The organism is Mycobacterium sp. HUMS_12744610, from assembly GCF_041206865.1.
GTDB lineage: Bacteria > Actinomycetota > Actinomycetes > Mycobacteriales > Mycobacteriaceae > Mycobacterium > Mycobacterium servetii.
Window position 1 is genome coordinate 858,492 of record NZ_JBGEDP010000001.1, and the last position, 16,927, is coordinate 875,418.

Below are 16,927 nucleotides of genomic sequence, written 5' to 3' on the forward strand. Positions count from 1 at the left end.
TGGGTCAGGGTATGGCGCGGACCCTGTTGAGGGCGTCGGCGAATTCTTGTGCCCAGGGCCAGGTTTGGGGGATCCGCAGGATCAGGTAGCGGGATCGTTTGATCAGCCGGGCCGCGGCGTGCAGCAGCCGGTAGCGCAGGGTGGCGGGTTCGGCTTTGGCCAGTGGGCCGTCCAGGAGTAGCAGTCGCATCCAGCACAGCAGGTCGATGGCGATCGCGACGGCGGTGACCCAAGCGGTGTTGATGGCGAACGAGTGTGAGGGCCAGCGGGCCAGGCCGGTGTCTTTGCCGGTGCGGATGAAGCCCTCCACCCGGGCGTGGACGCGGTGGCGGGCTTCCAGTCGCTGGGGTTGTCCACCGGCAGTCGAGGTGGCGAGGACCTGGTAGCGGTAGCCGGCCAGCTGCTCGAACAATGACAACTGGGTGCCGTGTTCGATTTCTTCGCGCCGCACCAGGATGCGCATGCCGGCCGGCCAGCCGACCAGCCGATCCCCTCCGGTGCTGTGGCGCAGCAGCCCGGTCAACTCGGCGACCTGGGCGTCGTCACGGGCCGCTCCGGTGGCATCCAGTGCGGCTTGCCATCCCGCATCGGGCATCTGGCCGATCGCGACCCGGACCCGCTCATCGAGGTCGAATCCGACCGAGTAGCCCACTGACATCCCCGGCCGGGCATTGAGTTTCTCCAGGTGTTCGACGACGGCGTGGCTTGAACCCGCGCCGTCGATGGTGACCAGCAACTTGCGGCGCCACTTGGCCGGGATCGCCGCGATCGCGGCGTCGATGATCGCGATATGATCGGCCGCGGTGTTCGAGCCGGCGTTGCCTGCACGGGCGATCACCGCCAGCAGTTCGCCGGTGTTGTCACACCACGCCAACAGCGGGTGGAAGCCAAACCCGCCTTTGAAATTGCCTGCGGCGTGCTGCTTATCGCTGTGCGACTGAATCAGCGACGCGTCGATGCGGATCACGATCGTGTCCCCGAGGTCCCCATAGCAGGTCTGCGAAGCCGGGATCGCACCGTGGCGGGCCTCGATCGCCTCCCACACCCGAGAGCGGACCTTGTTGCGCACGGCCGTGACCTCGGTGATGCTCTGCTCGTCGATCTCGCCCAGGGACCGCCACATCGTCGGAACCGACGCCACCGCCTGAAACAACCGGTGCTGATCGCGCAGCACCGCGGTGCCGGCCAGGTTCTGCGCGCCGCCGGCGATCGATACCGCCACATCGCGCAACACCGCGCCTCGGTCGTGGGTGACTTCTGGGCGCGACAGCACCGACGACAAACCGCTGGTCAAACCCAGATTGTCGGCCAGCAACCGGGGTATCACGTTACCGGCGTGCCCGACCACGTCGTCGCCACGGACCTCAACTCGGACATTCTTCGACCAATCCGTAGTAGCCTGCATCTGACAGGTGCACTCCCATCCTGGATAACCGAGCCTCGAATACTCCGATTATCCTTGCGGCAGTGCACCTTTCACGTTAACGACACCCCTGAGCTCCACATTCGATGAAAAATCCAGGCCGATGAGTCCCGACCTCGTCGCTCGCGCCGCCGTGCGTGCTGTACGGTTTGATCTCGCGGTCGTACCGGTGCGCACCGAGGCCTGGCTGGGCTATTTCATGCTCCGCATTGCCCCCGCTGTCAACCGCCGTATGACACAACCATTCTCAGTGGAGGCGTTGCAGCGGCTGGGCACTCGCCTGTTGAGCACCCAGCGCGCCACGAACCAGGACAAACTTGTCCCCCGTCGAGCCGATTCGGCGGCGTCGGTCGTCAGCACGGGAAAGTAGTCTGCTGACGATCAATGGCCATTCCGAAGTCGAGTGTTTCCGACATCATCAGTCCTTCCCGCCAAGCTCACGCCCGGCGTGTCAGACCAAGATCAGATCCACCGTTGTTCAGACAGTCCCAGGTATGGAAAATGACCCCGACGAAATCCTGCCCCACACCCGTAAACGGGTTTCAGACGCAGGACCCTAGTAGCGCAGGGCTTCAAGTGCGGCGCGGACCAAGACGCCGGTCGCAGCGACCAGGCCGACGCTTATCCGGCCCGTTCGAACATCTACGCTCGAGGAGCTTGATGTACGCCATACAGCTTGACGACTTGTCGACGCGCGTCAAACAACCAGCAGGTCAGTACGGCCCTCAGCCCGCAGCAGCTCCTCGTACCGCGGGAAAAGCTTCTTGGCGACGGGAATAAGCTTCAGGATCTTTGGAACCGGCCCCTTGGCGCGGACCTGGCCTTTGGCCAGCGCGACAGCGAGATTGAGGTTGCCCTGCCAAAACCGGTTGGCCATGTCAGAGGTCATGAACATCGCTACGGTAGGCTTGATGTCACAGTTCCCGGTGAACACCTTCTTATTAGGCATGTCGACCGTAACCTGGATATCCGGGTCAGAGCAGTTGAGCTGCAGCACAACACCGGATGCCGCTAGTTGATCGGCGATCGACTCATCGTCCACCGCCTCCTCGAAGATCCCGGCAATGTACTTCGTTGCCTCGACGCCGTCTTTGAAAACGCCCATGACACAACTCCTAGTCATTTGATGGGGTGGTGATGGTCGGGACGCCGCGAGGTCTGACCGAAAAACCACGATGATGATGTCGTGATAGATCGGCAAAGCTGACGGCGACGCGGCGGGAGCTCATGCGGCAGCTGACATTGTGGGTCGAAGCCACAGCTATCGCCTGTCCGAATTTTGGCAGAGAGGTCAGAATCAACCTCCGCGCCAAGCGGCCGCGCGACACGTGGCCCCGGCCACCAATCTGATGCCAATCCCTCAGCTCCTGGATCTTTTGATGTATCAGCTATCTTTGCGCGCTGCCCAGTCGTATAGCTTTCCGATCTTCGTGTAGCCATTGTCCGGGACAAATGCCGCCTCGACCCGCCCGTCGTGAATACAATCGACGGGGCACAGCGGGACGCACTTCCCGCAGTCGATGCATTCATCGAGGTCGATGACGAATCGGCCCAGGAAATCGTCGGCCTTCTTGGATATGGCATCGACCCGTCCCGGGCACGAGTGCTCACACGCTCCGCACCCGATGCACGTGTCATCGATGTAGAAATGGCCTCGCCGAGTGCCGCTCATGCTCTTTCCTTTTCTTCAGCGGCGACTCACAGCCGAGCGCTCTTGTTGATGAAATGCTGCAAACTCTGGTTGTAGCGGAAAAACATGTCCTTGCCCAGAGGATCAGATGACCAGACCCGTATCGGCGTCGACGCCATGCTCAAGGCGTTGAGGGTGTGATCGAGGTCCGGTCGGCCGTCTCCGGCGCGGATGTTGTCCACCATGTCCAGCCACGAATCACGGTCGGTTTCGATGACGAAATCCATCGACTCCAACCCTGTGTCGCTGATCTCTTTGATCTCGCTCACCTCGAAGCCGTCGAACGTGAGCTGGACAATCAACGCAGACCCATCTGGGCCGCCATCGAAGATGTTGACGGCAAACCGGCAGTCGACCTCGCCGAGTTTACGGAACTCGGCGAGGTCAGCCTTACTGACCTCCGCCAGCCTGGTGAACCACTCAACGGTAGGAAGATCTGCGCTCGTACTTACGCCGTCCACGGCATCTCCAAGGGGATCGTCACCTTCTCGCGACGGTCAAACCCGGCCCGCTCACAGCGCTGCAGGTACTCCTCAATAATCGTCCCCCACAGGAACGACACACCCTCCATACCTTCGTCGATCTTGTCCACTCCACCGCCCATAAGAACGGCCAGCGGTTCCAACAGCCCGGGACTGCTCAGTGCGGTGAGGATGATCTGCTCGCCAAGATCGGCGAAGCGATGCATATCCGAAAGCGCCTTTTCCCGATCAGTCGAGCTGTCGAGGAAGTTCTTCAATTCCAGGGTCCCGTACGACACGTGACGGGCCTCGTCCTGCATGCAGCGCCGGAAGATCTCCTTGTCGACATGCGTCTTGGACAGGTACTCCCCGGCCCGGAAAATCGTAAGGACAAGCCCTTCGCCCAGCACGTTCAGCAGGAACGTGCCCTGGGTGTGGCTCGGCGACTCGAGGATCGCCTTCAGTGCCCACTCCAGGGCCGGGCTGGCGTGCAACAAGCCTCCCCCGCCGGCGAGGGCACGCTTTCGGAACACCTCCATGTGGCGGGCCTCGTCCATCATCTGCGTCACGAGGAAGTTCTTAACCTCGTAGAAATCCGGTGAGGTGCGATACACCCACCGCGACGGAAAGTCACCGGCGACGAACTCAACCTCCGTCAAAGAGGTAGCCAGCTGGCACGCCGCCTTCTCCAGATCCTCACTGGCGGGCTCCAGCTCGTTCCACGGAATATCGCTGGTGGAGTTCCACTGCCGTGCCTTGGCCTCCTCATACAGCGTCATGACGTTGTCCGCCCAGGCCTCCTTCTTGTCGAGGATGTCATAAGCGTCGATGGTCGGCATCTGGTCAACATAGGGCTCACGCACAGAGCCGCGCGGGGCGAAGTTGCGCCACGTCGTGTGCTCGGGCAGCGTGCCGTAGGCTGGCGGGCGGTTGATGTCGGTATAGGTCAACCCCCGCGAACTCGGGCGCGCGCGAACACCCCAATTGGCCTTGTCGGTGTTCATCCAGTGCAGCGAAAACGAGCCGCGCCCGAGCCGGTCGAGGTTCTCCTGCAACAACTCAGCCCAAATCGTGTTGTCCTCCCGAAACTTCTTCTCGTAAGCCGCCAACGCCTCGTCTTCGAGCGGAGTTTCACTGGGAAGCGCCTGCATCTGGGTCAGCATCTCGGTCATGTGGTGATCCTTCACATTAGTGACCTAATCCATTCGTAGCGCCAGCGTATGGCGCCGCTCACATCGCGTGTAAGGTCCGGCAGGTGTCCGTGGCCATGAAAAAGTACCCACTGGTGGCCAAGTGGAGGTATCCGCTGGTGGCCGGATAAAAGTACCCACCCCGTGTTCGTCGTGTCGATCAGGAACTGCGGGCCCCGGTGGTGACGGTGAAGGTGCCAACCACTCATCGTCACCACCGGGGAGTTCCATTGAAGTCTGCGAGGGACCGCATGGACATCATTTCTGCTTATCAACAAGTCGGGTCATACCGCGGCGCCGCGCAGCTGTGCGGCACCACCCATAGGACCGTCAAGAAAGTCGTCGAGAAATTCGAAGCCGGTGAGAGCGCACCGCCGCGGGTCGAGCGGGCCCACAATTACGATGCGGTGGCCGATCTGGTCGCCGAGCGTGTCGAGAAGTCGGCGGGTCGGATGTCGGCGAAGCGGATGTTGCCGATCGCGAAGGCCGCCGGTTACGACGGGTCGGCACGCAACTTCCGTCGCCTCGTTGCTGAGGCGAAGGTGTTGTGGCGCAACGAACATCACCGGGGACGTCGCCCGGCGGTGTGGTCACCGGGTGAGTATCTGGTGATCGACTGGGCCCAAGCCGCACCCGGGTTGTTCCTGTTCTGCGCAGTGCTGGCGTTCTCCCGGTGGCGCTTCGTCGCGTTCGCCACCGACCAGAAGGCGTCCACGACGTTGGCGTTGATCGCCGAAGCGATGGCCGGGATAGGTGGTGTCCCGGCCCGGGTGCTGGCCGACCGGATGGCCTGTCTGAAGGGCGGCGTGGTCGCCAACGTGGTGATCCCTACCGCCGAATACGTCCGGCTGGCAGGTCATTACGGTTTCGCGCCGGACTTCTGCCATGCATCCGACCCTAAATCGAAGGGCATCGTGGAGAACTTGTGCGGCTACGCCCAACGCGACCTCGCCGTCCCGCTGCTCACCGACGCCGCCATCGCCGGGGTGCCGGTTGATCTGCGTGCTGCCAACGTTGCGGCCAGGGCGTGGTGTCTGGAGGTCAATGCCGCGGTGCATTCGGAGATCTGTGCGGTCCCCGATGAGCAACTGCTGATCGAACGGGAACTCCTGCAACCGTTGCCGTCGCTGCAACTTCGAATCGGGGCACCGTCGGTGATCCGCAAGGTCGACCGGCTGTCGTGTGTCCGGTATGCCTCGGCCCGCTACTCGGTGCCCACCCGACTGATCGGGACCAGCGTGGCCGTCGTCGTCGATCACGGCGCGCTGTGCATCGTGGAGCCCGCGACTGGGGTGATCGTGGCTGAGCACGAACTGGGTGCCCCAGGCAGCGCATCAGTCCTCGACGATCACTACGACGGTCCCCGCCCGGAACCTAGCCGCGGACCACGACCCAAAACTCATGCTGAGCAACAGTTCTGCACACTCGGCGAGGATGCTCAAGCATTCCTGGTCGGGGCCGCCGCGATCGGCAACACTCGGCTGGGCTCCGAACTGGAAGTCCTACTGGCGTTGGGCGCCGCCCACGGCACCGACGCCTTGGTCGGCGCGCTTCGCCGGGCGGTCGCGTTCCGGAGGTTCCGCGCGATCGACGTGCGGTCCATCCTGGCCGCCGGCGCCGGAACGCCGCAGCCCCGCCCCGCCGGGGATGCGTTGATCCTGGACCTCCCAGTCGCCCCGACCCGATCCCTGGCTGCCTACACGGTCAACCCGGCCGCAGACGGTGGTGCCACGTCATGAACGGCACGCCAGCCAAGGCAACCAAACCCGTTGCACCACTGTCCACTCCGCAATTCGCCGCTGATCTCGACGCCGGGCTGCGGCGGCTCAAGCTCGCCGCGATCCGGCGCACCGCCCCCGAAGTCCTAATCACCGCCAAGACCCAGCGCTGGACCCCCGAAGAAGTGCTACGGACCCTCGTCGAGACCGAACTGGCGGCACGGGATGCCTCCAACGTCGTCAACCGGCTCAAGGCTGCCGGGTTCCCGGTCACCAAGACCTTGGAGTCCTTCGACGTGGCCGCATCGTCGATTCAGCCCAAGGTGTTCGACTACCTGTCGAGCCTGGAATGGGTTCGCACACAACAGAATCTGGCGATCATCGGACCGGCTGGGACCGGCAAGTCCCACACCCTGATCGGACTGGGGGTCGCTGCGATTCATGCTGGGCACAAGGTCCGGTACTTCACCGCCGCCGACCTCGTCGAAACCCTCTACCGCGGCTTGGCCGACAACACCGTCGGCAAGATCATCGAATCCCTGCTCCGTGTCGATCTGATCATCCTCGACGAACTGGGCTTCGCCCCACTCGACGACACCGGCACCCAGCTGCTGTTCCGCCTCGTCGCCGGCGCCTACGAACGCCGCTCCCTGGCCATCGGCTCGCACTGGCCCTTCCAAGAGTGGGGTCGATTCCTGCCCGAGCAGACCACCGCCGTCAGCATCTTGGACCGGCTCCTGCATCACGCCACCGTCGTCATCACCGACGGCCAGTCCTACCGAATGAAGGACGCCCAACACCGGAAGGAGAACCCCCAACCAATCTAAGAATCACTGCACGGGGTGGGTACTTTTATCCGGCCACCAGCGGGTACTTCTACTTGGCCATTGACAGCAGGGTCAACTCTGACCCGAGTGGGCCATCCCACTATCGAAACTTTTGGCCCGCCGCCGTAGCGCGAGCCGATAGGCTGAAGCTCAAGCGCTCCGCGCGCAACTACCTGGGCGTCTGGTTCCATTCCCAGGTGGTGGTGGTAATCAGCAGCTGACGCGACGAACAGCGGTTCAACGTAGGGCTGAACGCCGCTCCCCGCCGAATTACGGGCGAAGCTCTGTCTTTGAATACCTCGCCCGCGGCAGTTCGCGGCATGTCGGGAACGAGATGCACACAGAATGCGGTCAGGGGCGGCGGAAGGTAAATCCCTCCCACGCCTGGCGCCGAACCGCAAGCGGGTCACACTCGACCCGCGATGTCCTGTCGAAGATCATCACCGCATGGTCGGCACTGACGTGGCTGGGCCAACCCGCGCCAGGCACGCCTGTGCGGGCGAAGGCGCACCACCGCGACTGGACATCCTCGGTAATGCGCAGCGCCGTATATTTGTCGCCTGCCGCGCTGAGCAGCCGACCCAACCGCGTTCTGTAGACGTCGAAAACTGCGAGCAATTCGGTAGCATGAGTGGCCCCCAGCCCGGACCATCGCAACGTGCGCGGAGCGTAGTCATAGCGGTACACGTATACCGGAGCGTGTGCGCTGTGCGCGTCGGCGATCTGCCATACGACCGATGCGAACGTGAAGTCGCCTCCCAATTCAATACAAGCAGCGGCTTTCGGATAAGAGGGGTACGCCGCCGTAATCCGCTCACGGTCAGCAGATTCCACAGTCGATAGCAGCAGCTCGATCTTGGGTTCGTTCGTTGGCAGTAGTTTCAGGAAGCGGGTGAACAGCTTGGCTTCTTCCGCATTGTTACCCACGACGAGAGGCACTCGGTGTGCTTTTCCCAAGCGCAACGAATCCATTGGATCCAGCGGCAGGTAGTCGGTTCCATATGTGGGACCGACCGGATATACGCCCGGCGCGTTGCGGCTTTCCTGCATGATCAGATGATCCAAAGTCGCTACGAGGTCGGTCGGCGGCGCGGTCAGCAAGACCGCGGCAGCGTCTCGCCTCCGAGCTCCGAGAATCGCCGCAAACCTTGCGGCGTATTCTTCAGATTGTTCACGGGAACTAGCCAAACCTCCCGCGGGGCTCTCAGAAATGGCTTGAGCGAACAGCCCTTTAGCAGCTGGAACAGCCAACAGCGTCGCCACTGCGTGTGCCCCTGCGCTCTCGCCGAATATCGTCACAGCGTCGGGATTGCCGCCGAAGCTTGCGATGTTGTCACGCACCCAACGGAGCGCCATAACCAGATCACGCAGATAAAGATTGTCGTCGATGCGGAAGGCGTCGGTAGACAGAGACGAGAGGTCAACTGCTCCAAGCGCGCCCAGCCGGTAATTAACTGACACGAACACGCACCCCTTGCGAGCCAACGATGCCCCGTCATATACCGGTGTCGCGGAGCTGCCGAGGAAGTATGCGCCGCCATGGATGAACACCATCACAGGTAACGGCCGCTCGTATCTGGTGTCGGGCGCGACGACGTTCAGCGTCAGGCAGTCTTCGCTCATCGGCTGATATTTGCCGAGGCCAACAAAAGTGTATTTGCGCGGCTGTGGTGCACAGTACCTGAAACGGTGACACGGCAAGACTCCCTCCCACGGCTCGATTGGCCGGGGGGCTCTTAGGCGCAACGCCCCGACGGGCGGCTCGGCGTAGGGGATGGATCGCCACCTGGTCACGCCGTCTCGGGAGAAACCCTCGACCAAGCCGGAAGTTACTGTGGTGCAGACGGTACGAAGGTGCATCGCTCGACTGTAGCTAATGGCCATTCACATCCTGCTTAAGTGGATGGATGTCACGCATATCTTGGTTTTGGTAGCTGTCGGCTGCCCTTAACTATGGCCAGCTTTGGGCTGCGCCACACAGCTCAGAGGTTCTCAGGCCGAATTGGCTATCGTGCGGTCGAGAAATCCGGCGACTGCTGCAGTGAAGGCGTCGTTGTCGTCGCCGGCCACCATGTGACCTGTGCCGGAAACGTCCACCGCTTCGGCGTGCGGGACAACCTGGAGGAATTCATCGACCGACTGCTGCGATGTCACATCCGAGAGGACGCCGCGCACCAGAAGCGTTGGTGCCTGCACGCGACGGGCCCCCTCAACAAGCAGTTCGCTGATCGCGTCGAACTGTTCGGCACCAGTGGCGGGGTCACCTTGCAGGAACTGAAAATTAGAGGTGATGAAAGCCGGATCCCATCGCCAAATCCACCTGCCATCGTCGCGTTGGCGCAACACTTTTCGCAGTCCGTCCAGGCTTTCGGGACGAGCGCGGTGCGGATTGTATTGGGCGATGACGTCGGCCGCGTCGTCGAGCGTGCCGAATCCGTCGGGATGGGCGGCCATAAATGACACGACGCGGCGTGCACCGTGGAACTCCATTCGCGGGGTGATGTCGACAAGAACGACTGCTGACCACAAATCGGCTGGTGCCAGCAGATGGGTTCCCAAAATGGTCATGCCACCCAACGACGCACCAACGACCACCGGCGGGCGGTCGTCACTCGCATGTTCGCGCACAGCCAGCAGATCGGATGTGAGTCCTGCGAGTTCGTATCGCCCAGTCGGGTCCCACCCGCTATCGCCGTGGCCTCGGGCATCGTAGGCGACGACGGTGTAACCGCGCGCATGCAACCGGCGCGCCGTGGTGGTCCAAGCGTGGCGATTTTGACCACCACCATGCAGGAGAAGTACGACGGCGCGGGCGGTGTCGTGCCGGTAGAAATCCGCCGTGAGGGTGACGCCGTCTTCGGTGCGGATTCGCTCGCAGGTAACAGTCATTTGATTAGGCCGCGATAGCCAATTCGGACGGCACTCGTGCTCAGTCTCGCCATCAACCGGAATACCCCCTCGGGCTAACCACCGTCACGGTTCCCTGCGCCGCGCATACCGCGCGCCCCGCGTTGGAGACATCGATTCTGGCGACACCGCTACGCTTGCCCAGCGCGATGATCTCGGTGACCGCAACGCACACTCCGCTCGACACGGGCTGCAGCAGATTTAGCTTGAATTCCGTTGTGGCCACCCATGATCCCGCTGGGATAACCGGATAGAACACCACGCCCAGACAGTGGTCTACCATCGCCGACAAGCATCCGCCGTGCAGGTTGCCGAACGGCGTCATCAGGTCGTCCCGAGCATCCATCTCCACAACCAGACGTCCCGCGGCGAATTCGGTGTGCCGAAATCCCAAGTAGCTGGACAGCCCACCCGCGGTTGCCGCCGCATTCTGCAACTCGTCGGCAATCTCTTGGCTGAACTGCTCGAACTTCATGTCTAGAGCCCCTCGTCGTTCACCGATACTGCTGCCACTAACGAGACATTACTCCGTACTTGTTGCATCAGCGCAAGACCGGGTGGTGGTGAGCAGAGGAGGAAGCAGGAATCTTCGTAGAAAAGCATCGAGGCCCTCCGGGCTGCGCTGCCTTGGGCCTTCGACCGTGAGTAGGCTGAGGATAGCCCGCAGTATCCACTCGGATGCATCGTCGACCGACACCCCACGCTCAAGTTGATCCCAGTGCGCGGCGAAGACAGGGCGAAGGAACTCGGCGACGAGTTCGAACAAAGCCACCGACGTACCCTTGGCCAGCCCTACGCCGGCGAGTTCGTCGTCACTGCCGAATAGCAATCCGATTATGGGTTCACGGTGGGCCGCACGGAGTGTAACCTCGACGAAATCCAGTATCGCCGAGCCTAAATCGGCATGCGCTGCGATCCGCGCACTAATGCGGCGGAGGTAGCGTTCGGCTGACCGCAAGATAACACCGGAAATGACGGATTCACGACTCGGAAAGTAGCGATACACCGTGGCGCGGGACACCCCGGCCTGCCTGGCGATGTCCTCCATCGTGGTGCCCGGTAGCCCCTTGTTCTCGAGGGACGTTGCGGCGGCATCGAGCAGATGGTCTCGGGCGATGTCGCGGCTCGCGGCGGTCGCCGTGCCCCATCGCAACGATTTTTTCGTCACCATTCAAGTATGCCGTCCCGTGCCGTTCGTGGGCTGACGATCGAAGCAGTTGTCGTATAGCACCTTATGTGACAATATCGCAGATATGTCGCAAAGGCGTCGACGATGACCGCGGCCTGACCGTTGCCGATTCCACGCCGCACTCCGGTCGTCGTCGCAGTTGGTGAGATCACGCACCGCGACGACGGTGTCGTTGACCCCATCGATTTGGCTTCCGAGGCCGTGCGTCGAGCATTGCAGGACTCGGGCGCTGCTATCGGGCATCGAATCGATATGGTGGCGACGCCCGGAATCTTGATGATTCCGCGTGACAATCCTGCGACGAGGATTGCCGAAGCGGCTGGGCTGGCGCCAATACGGCGCATCAGTTGTCCGGTTGGCGGTAATACGCCTCAGTACCTCGTTGAGGTGCTCGGCGCCCGCATCGCGCGCGGTGTCAGCGACGCGGTGTTAGTCGTCGGAGCGGAGAGCGGCGCGTCAGCTCGTAGGGTTGGATCGGGTCAGGTGCGACGAGACCCGAAACCCGTTGAGGGCCGGGATGAGTCACTTGGCGATACTCGCCCCGGTCTGAGCGCGGCCGAGATGTGTGCTGGACTGCGTTGGCCGCACCAGGTGTACCCGGTCTTCGAATCGGCGATTGCGGCTCGATCGGGCCGGACCTTCGATGAGCAGCGTCGCTGGCTGGGAAACCTGATGGCCCCCTTCACGCTCGAAGCATCGAGGCATCCCGGCCAGGCATGGTTTCCGCGCGCGCGCACTGCCAGTGAGCTCAGCTCGGTCTCGCCAACTAACCGGATGGTGTGCGAGCCATATCCCAAGATGCTCAACAGCATTATCACCGTCGATATGGCAGCCGCCTTCGTCATGATGGCTGCCGAAGTCGCCGACGAAATCGGTGTTCCTCGTGACCGATGGGTTTTCCCATGGTGCGCGGCCACTTGCAACGACGTGTACTTTCCGGTTCAGCGGCCCGATCTCAGTCGGTCCGCGGGAATTCGCGCTGTCGGACGGGCGCTCCTAGCTGCCTGCGACCTTTCCGCCGATGACATCGGATGGTTCGATTTGTACTCCTGCTTCCCTTCCGCGGTCGAAGTTGCGATCGAGGCGCTCGATCTCGATCCAGCGGATCCACGCGGGTTCACGGTGACCGGTGGATTGCCCTACCACGGAGGACCGGGTAACAACTATGTCAGCCACTCGATTGTGGAGATGGTTCGACGCTGCCGAAGCGAACCGGACGCCCTAGGACTGGTTTCCGGATTAGGTTGGTACATCACGAAGCACTCGTTGGGCCTATGGTCGGCGACGCCGCCGCCGACTGGGTGGCAGACACCGGACATGGCGGAAGCGCAGGCCGCGATTGATGCGACTGCGGTTCCAGTCGCTTCTGCCGCCGACACATCCGGTAGGGCAACGATCGACGGCTACACGGTGGTACACGACCGCGACGTTGGCCCTTCGTGGGTGCCTGTTCTCGCGCGTCTACCCGACGGCCGGCGCGTCGCGGCTCGCAACGACGATGCGAAGGTGGCGAAGGAAATGTCAAAAGAGATGATGGTCGGACGTCAGGTAACTGTGCGGCCCGCTGATCAGCGCGTCGAATTCGAACTGCCATGAAGGCCGATGCGCTCGTGCTGACCAAGCCGCGCGCCCTCGAGCGGCGCACTCTTGCGGTACCGCCCGTCGACGGCCACTCCGGAGTCCTTCGGATCGAGGCGTGCGGGCTCTGCGGAACCGATCACGAGCAGTACAGCGGTCACCTACCAGCGGGCTTCGCCTTCGTCCCGGGACATGAAATCGTCGGTGTCGTTGAGGCAGTCGGTGACGCCGCAAGCGCGCGTTGGGGTGTGTCGGCAGGTGATCGGGTTGCGGTCGAGGTTTTTCGATCGTGCCGGGAGTGCGACGCGTGCCGCCGAGGTGAGTATCGCAGGTGCTCGCGCAACGGACTGGCCACGATGTTCGGCTTCGTCGACGTAAACATCGATCCCGGCCTGTGGGGAGGGTACGCAACGCACCTGCATCTGCCCTTCGATTCCATGCTGTTGTCGATTCCAGACAGACTCGACCCGATTGTCGCTACGTTGTTCAACCCGCTGGGCGCGGGAATCAAATGGGCTGCCACGCTGCCGGAGACCGCGTCAGGCGACGTCGTCGCAGTCCTGGGGCCAGGCATCCGCGGCATCTGCTCGGCCGTAGCAGCGAAGGAATCCGGAGCGGCATTCGTCGCTATGACCGGACTCGGACCACGCGATCGACCACGGTTAGCCGCAGCGTCCAAGTTCGGCGTGGACCTGACCATTGACGTGACCCGTGAAGACCCGGTCAAGGCCCTGCAACGAGCGACCGGTCAACTCGCAGACGTCGTCGTCGACGTCACCGCCAAAGCGCCAGGTGCATTCGCTGACGCCGTCGCACTTGCTCGACCAGGCGGACGCGTGGTGATCGCCGGCACCCGCGGCGGCGGCGGAGCACCAGGCTTCGAGCCAGACCTCCTCGTTTTCAAAGAACTACGCGTCCTCGGCTCGCTGGGGGTCGATTACCCCGCCTATCAGAGCGCGATCGAATTGCTCGTCTCTGGGCGTTGGCCCTTCGATGAACTATCCCGGGACGTCGCCGGTTTCGCGGGCCTACCACGATTACTCGACGTCTTAGCCGATGGCGAGCCGGGCACGATTCCGGCCTTGCACAACGTCTTCGTACCGATGGCCTGACGTGCCAGCAGTGCCCAACTGAAAGGACTCTCAATGACGATGTCAAGCCGCCGACTGAGTGATCGGGGGTGAGTCGGGTTGCCAGGTGCGGTTGTCGCGGATGAGTGCGTAGAGGACGTTGGTGCGGCGTCGGGCCAGGCAGATGGTGGCTGGGATGGGTCGTTTGCCTTGGTTTCGTTTGCGTTGGTAGTAGGCGCGGGAGGCCGGGTCGCAGCGGATGGCGGTCAGTGCGGACATGTACATCACCCGGCGCAGCCGGCGGCTGTAGCGCTTGGGGGTGTGCAGTCGTCCGGTGCGTTTTCCCGAATCTCGAGATACCGGTGCGAGCCCGGCCCAGGCGGCGAGCTGGTCGGCCGAGCCGATCAGTTCGGGATCGCCGACGGCGGCCAGGAATTCAGCACCGAGCCGAAATCCCATGCCTGGGATGCTGGTGATCACTTCGGCCAGTGGATGGCGGCGAAATCGGTCCTCGATGTCGGCATCGGTGGTCTTGATGCGGTCATCGAGGGCAATCACCCCCTGCGCCAGATCAGCGATCAGTCCGGCGGCCACTTGTTCGCCGGGCAGTCGGACCGTTTGAGTTTTGGCGGCCGCCACCGCAGCCGCCGCAATGGCCGCGGCATTACGCACTCCGGCGTCGGCCAGGATCCGGGTCAGCCGCGAAATACCGGTCTGGCGGATGGCTTTGGGGCGCTGGTAGCGCGCCAGCAGCACTACCCAGCCCCGGTCAGCGCTGAGCTGGGCGGCCCGCTCCAGCGCCGGACACACCGCAACGAGTTGTTGGCGCAGTCGGTTGATCGTGCGGGTGCGGTCAGCGACCAGGTCGGCGCGATGAGCGGTGAGCAGCCGCAGTTCGGTGATCAGATCGTCGTCGGGATGCAGCAGTGGCAAGTCATCGCCGCGCATCCGCGACTGATCAGCGATCACCCGGGCGTCTTTGGCGTCGGTCTTGGCTTCACCACCTCGATAGACCGCCGAGGCTTGCCAGACCGCACGGCCCGCCAGGTAGCGCACCGACTTGCCGGCATCAGCCAACACGGTCAACAACAGGGCGGCATACACCGTGGTCAGGTCCACCGTCCAGGCAACCTGATCAGCCAACGAGTCAATCTCGCCGATCAGCGCACGGATCGGTTGCTCCTCGTTGCCGAGTCTGCGCGACAACACCACCGTGCCGCTGTTGTCGACCACGCACACCCAGTGATGTTCCTTGCCGACATCAACCCCAGCCCACAACTGGCCCGCTGCCATCGATCTCCTATCCGCTTGTCTGCCAACACGATCCCCACGGACAACCCCGCCAGCATTTCCTTAAACAAGCGATCACGTCGCAGATCTCAATCAGCGGCCCGAGGAAGTCCAGGAAGGCCGGGCGGCCAGTCCTTTCAAGCCGCACCACCAGGCCGGCAACCGACATGCCGCCTCACCCGACCCACCCGGGTCACAGCACAACGTAACAACACGAAGTAACTGCACCTACGAACTTAAGGACCGACTGTGGGCAGTGGAAACCGCGTCGAAATGCTCGGCCTGACAGACGCGCGCCGGCGCGCTGCTCAATGTGGCATCCCCGAAGCCATAGCGGAGTTGTCGATATTCCGAATCGCGCTTCACCAGCCTAGTGTGGCAATGGCCTTGAACGGACTGCTGGAGGCGTTGCTGTGGACCGGGGACCTCGACGCGCGGCTGCGAGAGCTGATCATCATGCGAATCGGCTGGGTCACCGGCTCGGTCTATGAATGGACGCAACATTGGCGACTCGCACGAATGCTCGACGTGTCCGAGCGTGACCTGCTCGCGGTGCGAGATTGGCAGAATGCTAACCACTTTGGCGATGCCGAACGTGCTGTACTTGCGGCGACCGATGAGACACTGCGTGACGGCACCATCTCGGATGGCACGTGGGCTGTGTGCCGAGATGCGTTGCAAGCAGACCCGGGGCTCCTTGTAGAACTTGTCGCGGCGATTGGCAACTGGCGACTCTTTTCTGCGCTCCTGCGATCTCTGGATGTGCCGCTCGAAGACGGCGTCGACGAATGGCCCCCTGACGGTGTTCGACCATCGTGACGCAGCGTGTCCAAAATGCCTGCGGTACCGTGCTAACGGTATCGCGCCGAAGCGGACCGTACTGGCGCTTGGATCGCCCGGCGCGGCTCGCCGTGACCATGAGCTGCACTTTGCCAGGTCGGCATACGCCAAGTTGCTGCGTTCGGCACCTTAATGCGGGATTTCTCGTCGTTTAAGGCCGCAATGGCCGAAGTTATCGAACACGTCCAACCGGAAACGAGGCCGCAACCTTGGATGCTCCAAATTCAACTGAACCGCAACGCCTGCCGTCACACACGCCTACCTGTATGGGTTGCGGGACCCGAGAATTCCAGTGGCCTGCAGCTAGAGGTCTATCGTCTGGACGATGAGGTATATGCCGATGTGGCATTCGATGAGCGTCATATCGGTGCGCCCGGCTTGGCGCACGGCGGGGCTATCGCGGCGGCGTGCGACGACCTTTTGGGCTTCACCCTGTGGATCGCCGGCACGCCTGCGGTCACGCGCAATCTCGCGATCGAGTATCTAGCGCCGGTTCCGCTACACCAGCCCCACCGCATTAGCGCACGTATCAGCGTGCGGCAAGGACGTGCCTTACACTGGCGAGGGGGTCGGTGAAGATGGCGTCATTCGTTTCACCGCAACAGCGGTTTTCATCACGGTAGAACCCGAACACTTCGCCGCCCACGGCGACATCGCCGGTTTCGGAGAGCTTCTTGACCAGCTCGTCCGCTTCGCTGGACCCAACACCGCTCATGACTCAGATGAAGGTGCGTAATCGTCGGT

Annotated in this window: 15 protein-coding genes and 2 pseudogenes; 7 read left to right on the forward strand and 10 right to left on the reverse strand. The window is 62.7% G+C overall.

The annotated features are described in order from the left end of the window. Positions 1 to 4 precede the first annotated feature (4 nt). Positions 5 to 1,405, reverse strand: a complete 1,401-nt coding sequence (locus tag AB8998_RS04340; protein WP_369736302.1) for an IS1380 family transposase — start codon at positions 1,403 to 1,405, stop codon at positions 5 to 7. 118 nt (positions 1,406 to 1,523) lie between these two features. Here AB8998_RS04340 and AB8998_RS04345 point away from each other — a divergent pair. Beyond that, positions 1,524 to 1,793 (forward strand): annotated as a pseudogene (locus AB8998_RS04345) (SDR family NAD(P)-dependent oxidoreductase); the annotation flags it as partial. A gap of 327 nt (positions 1,794 to 2,120) precedes the next feature. On the opposite strand, the gene AB8998_RS04350 reads toward AB8998_RS04345, so the two are convergent. The 4 genes from AB8998_RS04350 to AB8998_RS04365 form a co-directional block, all read right to left on the reverse strand. Further along, positions 2,121 to 2,528 (reverse strand): SCP2 sterol-binding domain-containing protein, encoded by a 408-nt coding sequence (locus tag AB8998_RS04350; protein ID WP_007172276.1) that lies wholly within the window; start codon positions 2,526 to 2,528, stop codon positions 2,121 to 2,123. Positions 2,529 to 2,807: 279 nt separating this feature from the next. Continuing rightward, positions 2,808 to 3,095, reverse strand: coding sequence for an NADH-quinone oxidoreductase subunit I (locus AB8998_RS04355; RefSeq protein WP_007172277.1), 288 nt, complete (start codon positions 3,093 to 3,095; stop codon positions 2,808 to 2,810). 26 nt (positions 3,096 to 3,121) lie between these two features. Further along, on the reverse strand, positions 3,122 to 3,574 hold the full coding sequence (locus AB8998_RS04360) for a hypothetical protein (RefSeq protein WP_007172278.1): 453 nt from the start codon (positions 3,572 to 3,574) through the stop codon (positions 3,122 to 3,124). After that, a complete protein-coding gene (locus AB8998_RS04365; protein WP_007172279.1) occupies positions 3,562 to 4,746 on the reverse strand; it encodes a ferritin-like domain-containing protein in 1,185 nt (394 codons plus the stop codon). The genes AB8998_RS04360 and AB8998_RS04365 overlap by 13 nt, the downstream gene beginning before the upstream one ends. A 248-nt stretch (positions 4,747 to 4,994) precedes the next feature. Between AB8998_RS04365 and istA the strand changes: the two genes are divergently transcribed. Further along, positions 4,995 to 6,503: an IS21 family transposase gene (istA, locus tag AB8998_RS04370; protein WP_079669096.1), complete on the forward strand. Its 1,509-nt coding sequence runs from the start codon at positions 4,995 to 4,997 to the stop codon at positions 6,501 to 6,503. After that, entirely contained in the window at positions 6,500 to 7,309 is an 810-nt protein-coding gene (istB, locus tag AB8998_RS04375) for an IS21-like element helper ATPase IstB (RefSeq protein WP_007172566.1), read from the forward strand. The genes istA and istB overlap by 4 nt, the downstream gene beginning before the upstream one ends. Positions 7,310 to 7,660: 351 nt before the next feature. Here istB and AB8998_RS04380 read toward each other — a convergent pair whose 3' ends face one another. From AB8998_RS04380 to AB8998_RS04395, 4 genes are all read right to left on the reverse strand, one after another. Next, complete coding sequence (locus AB8998_RS04380) at positions 7,661 to 9,169, reverse strand: carboxylesterase/lipase family protein (RefSeq protein ID WP_033721569.1); 1,509 nt, start codon at positions 9,167 to 9,169, stop codon at positions 7,661 to 7,663. A 132-nt stretch (positions 9,170 to 9,301) separates the two neighbouring features. Then, positions 9,302 to 10,198: an alpha/beta fold hydrolase gene (locus AB8998_RS04385; protein ID WP_033721570.1), complete on the reverse strand. Its 897-nt coding sequence runs from the start codon at positions 10,196 to 10,198 to the stop codon at positions 9,302 to 9,304. Positions 10,199 to 10,250: 52 nt separating this feature from the next. Further along, positions 10,251 to 10,691, reverse strand: coding sequence for a PaaI family thioesterase (locus AB8998_RS04390; RefSeq protein WP_007172283.1), 441 nt, complete (start codon positions 10,689 to 10,691; stop codon positions 10,251 to 10,253). 48 nt (positions 10,692 to 10,739) lie between these two features. Further along, a complete protein-coding gene (locus AB8998_RS04395; RefSeq protein ID WP_046182710.1) occupies positions 10,740 to 11,387 on the reverse strand; it encodes a TetR/AcrR family transcriptional regulator in 648 nt (215 codons plus the stop codon). Between the two features lie 120 nt (positions 11,388 to 11,507). Between AB8998_RS04395 and AB8998_RS04400 the strand changes: the two genes are divergently transcribed. Then, on the forward strand, positions 11,508 to 13,001 hold the full coding sequence (locus AB8998_RS04400) for an acetyl-CoA acetyltransferase (protein ID WP_007172286.1): 1,494 nt from the start codon (positions 11,508 to 11,510) through the stop codon (positions 12,999 to 13,001). Next, positions 12,998 to 14,095 (forward strand): zinc-dependent alcohol dehydrogenase, encoded by a 1,098-nt coding sequence (locus tag AB8998_RS04405; protein WP_007172287.1) that lies wholly within the window; start codon positions 12,998 to 13,000, stop codon positions 14,093 to 14,095. Before AB8998_RS04400 ends, AB8998_RS04405 begins: the two co-directional genes overlap by 4 nt. Before the next feature lie 42 nt (positions 14,096 to 14,137). Here the strand turns inward: AB8998_RS04405 and AB8998_RS04410 are convergent, their stop codons facing one another. After that, complete coding sequence (locus tag AB8998_RS04410) at positions 14,138 to 15,346, reverse strand: IS110 family RNA-guided transposase (protein ID WP_007172600.1); 1,209 nt, start codon at positions 15,344 to 15,346, stop codon at positions 14,138 to 14,140. Positions 15,347 to 15,616: 270 nt separating this feature from the next. Between AB8998_RS04410 and AB8998_RS04415 the strand changes: the two genes are divergently transcribed. Then, positions 15,617 to 16,162, forward strand: coding sequence for a carboxymuconolactone decarboxylase family protein (locus AB8998_RS04415; protein ID WP_007172288.1), 546 nt, complete (start codon positions 15,617 to 15,619; stop codon positions 16,160 to 16,162). Positions 16,163 to 16,449: 287 nt separating this feature from the next. Beyond that, positions 16,450 to 16,919: pseudogene (locus AB8998_RS04420) on the forward strand (PaaI family thioesterase). Positions 16,920 to 16,927: the final 8 nt, after the last annotated feature.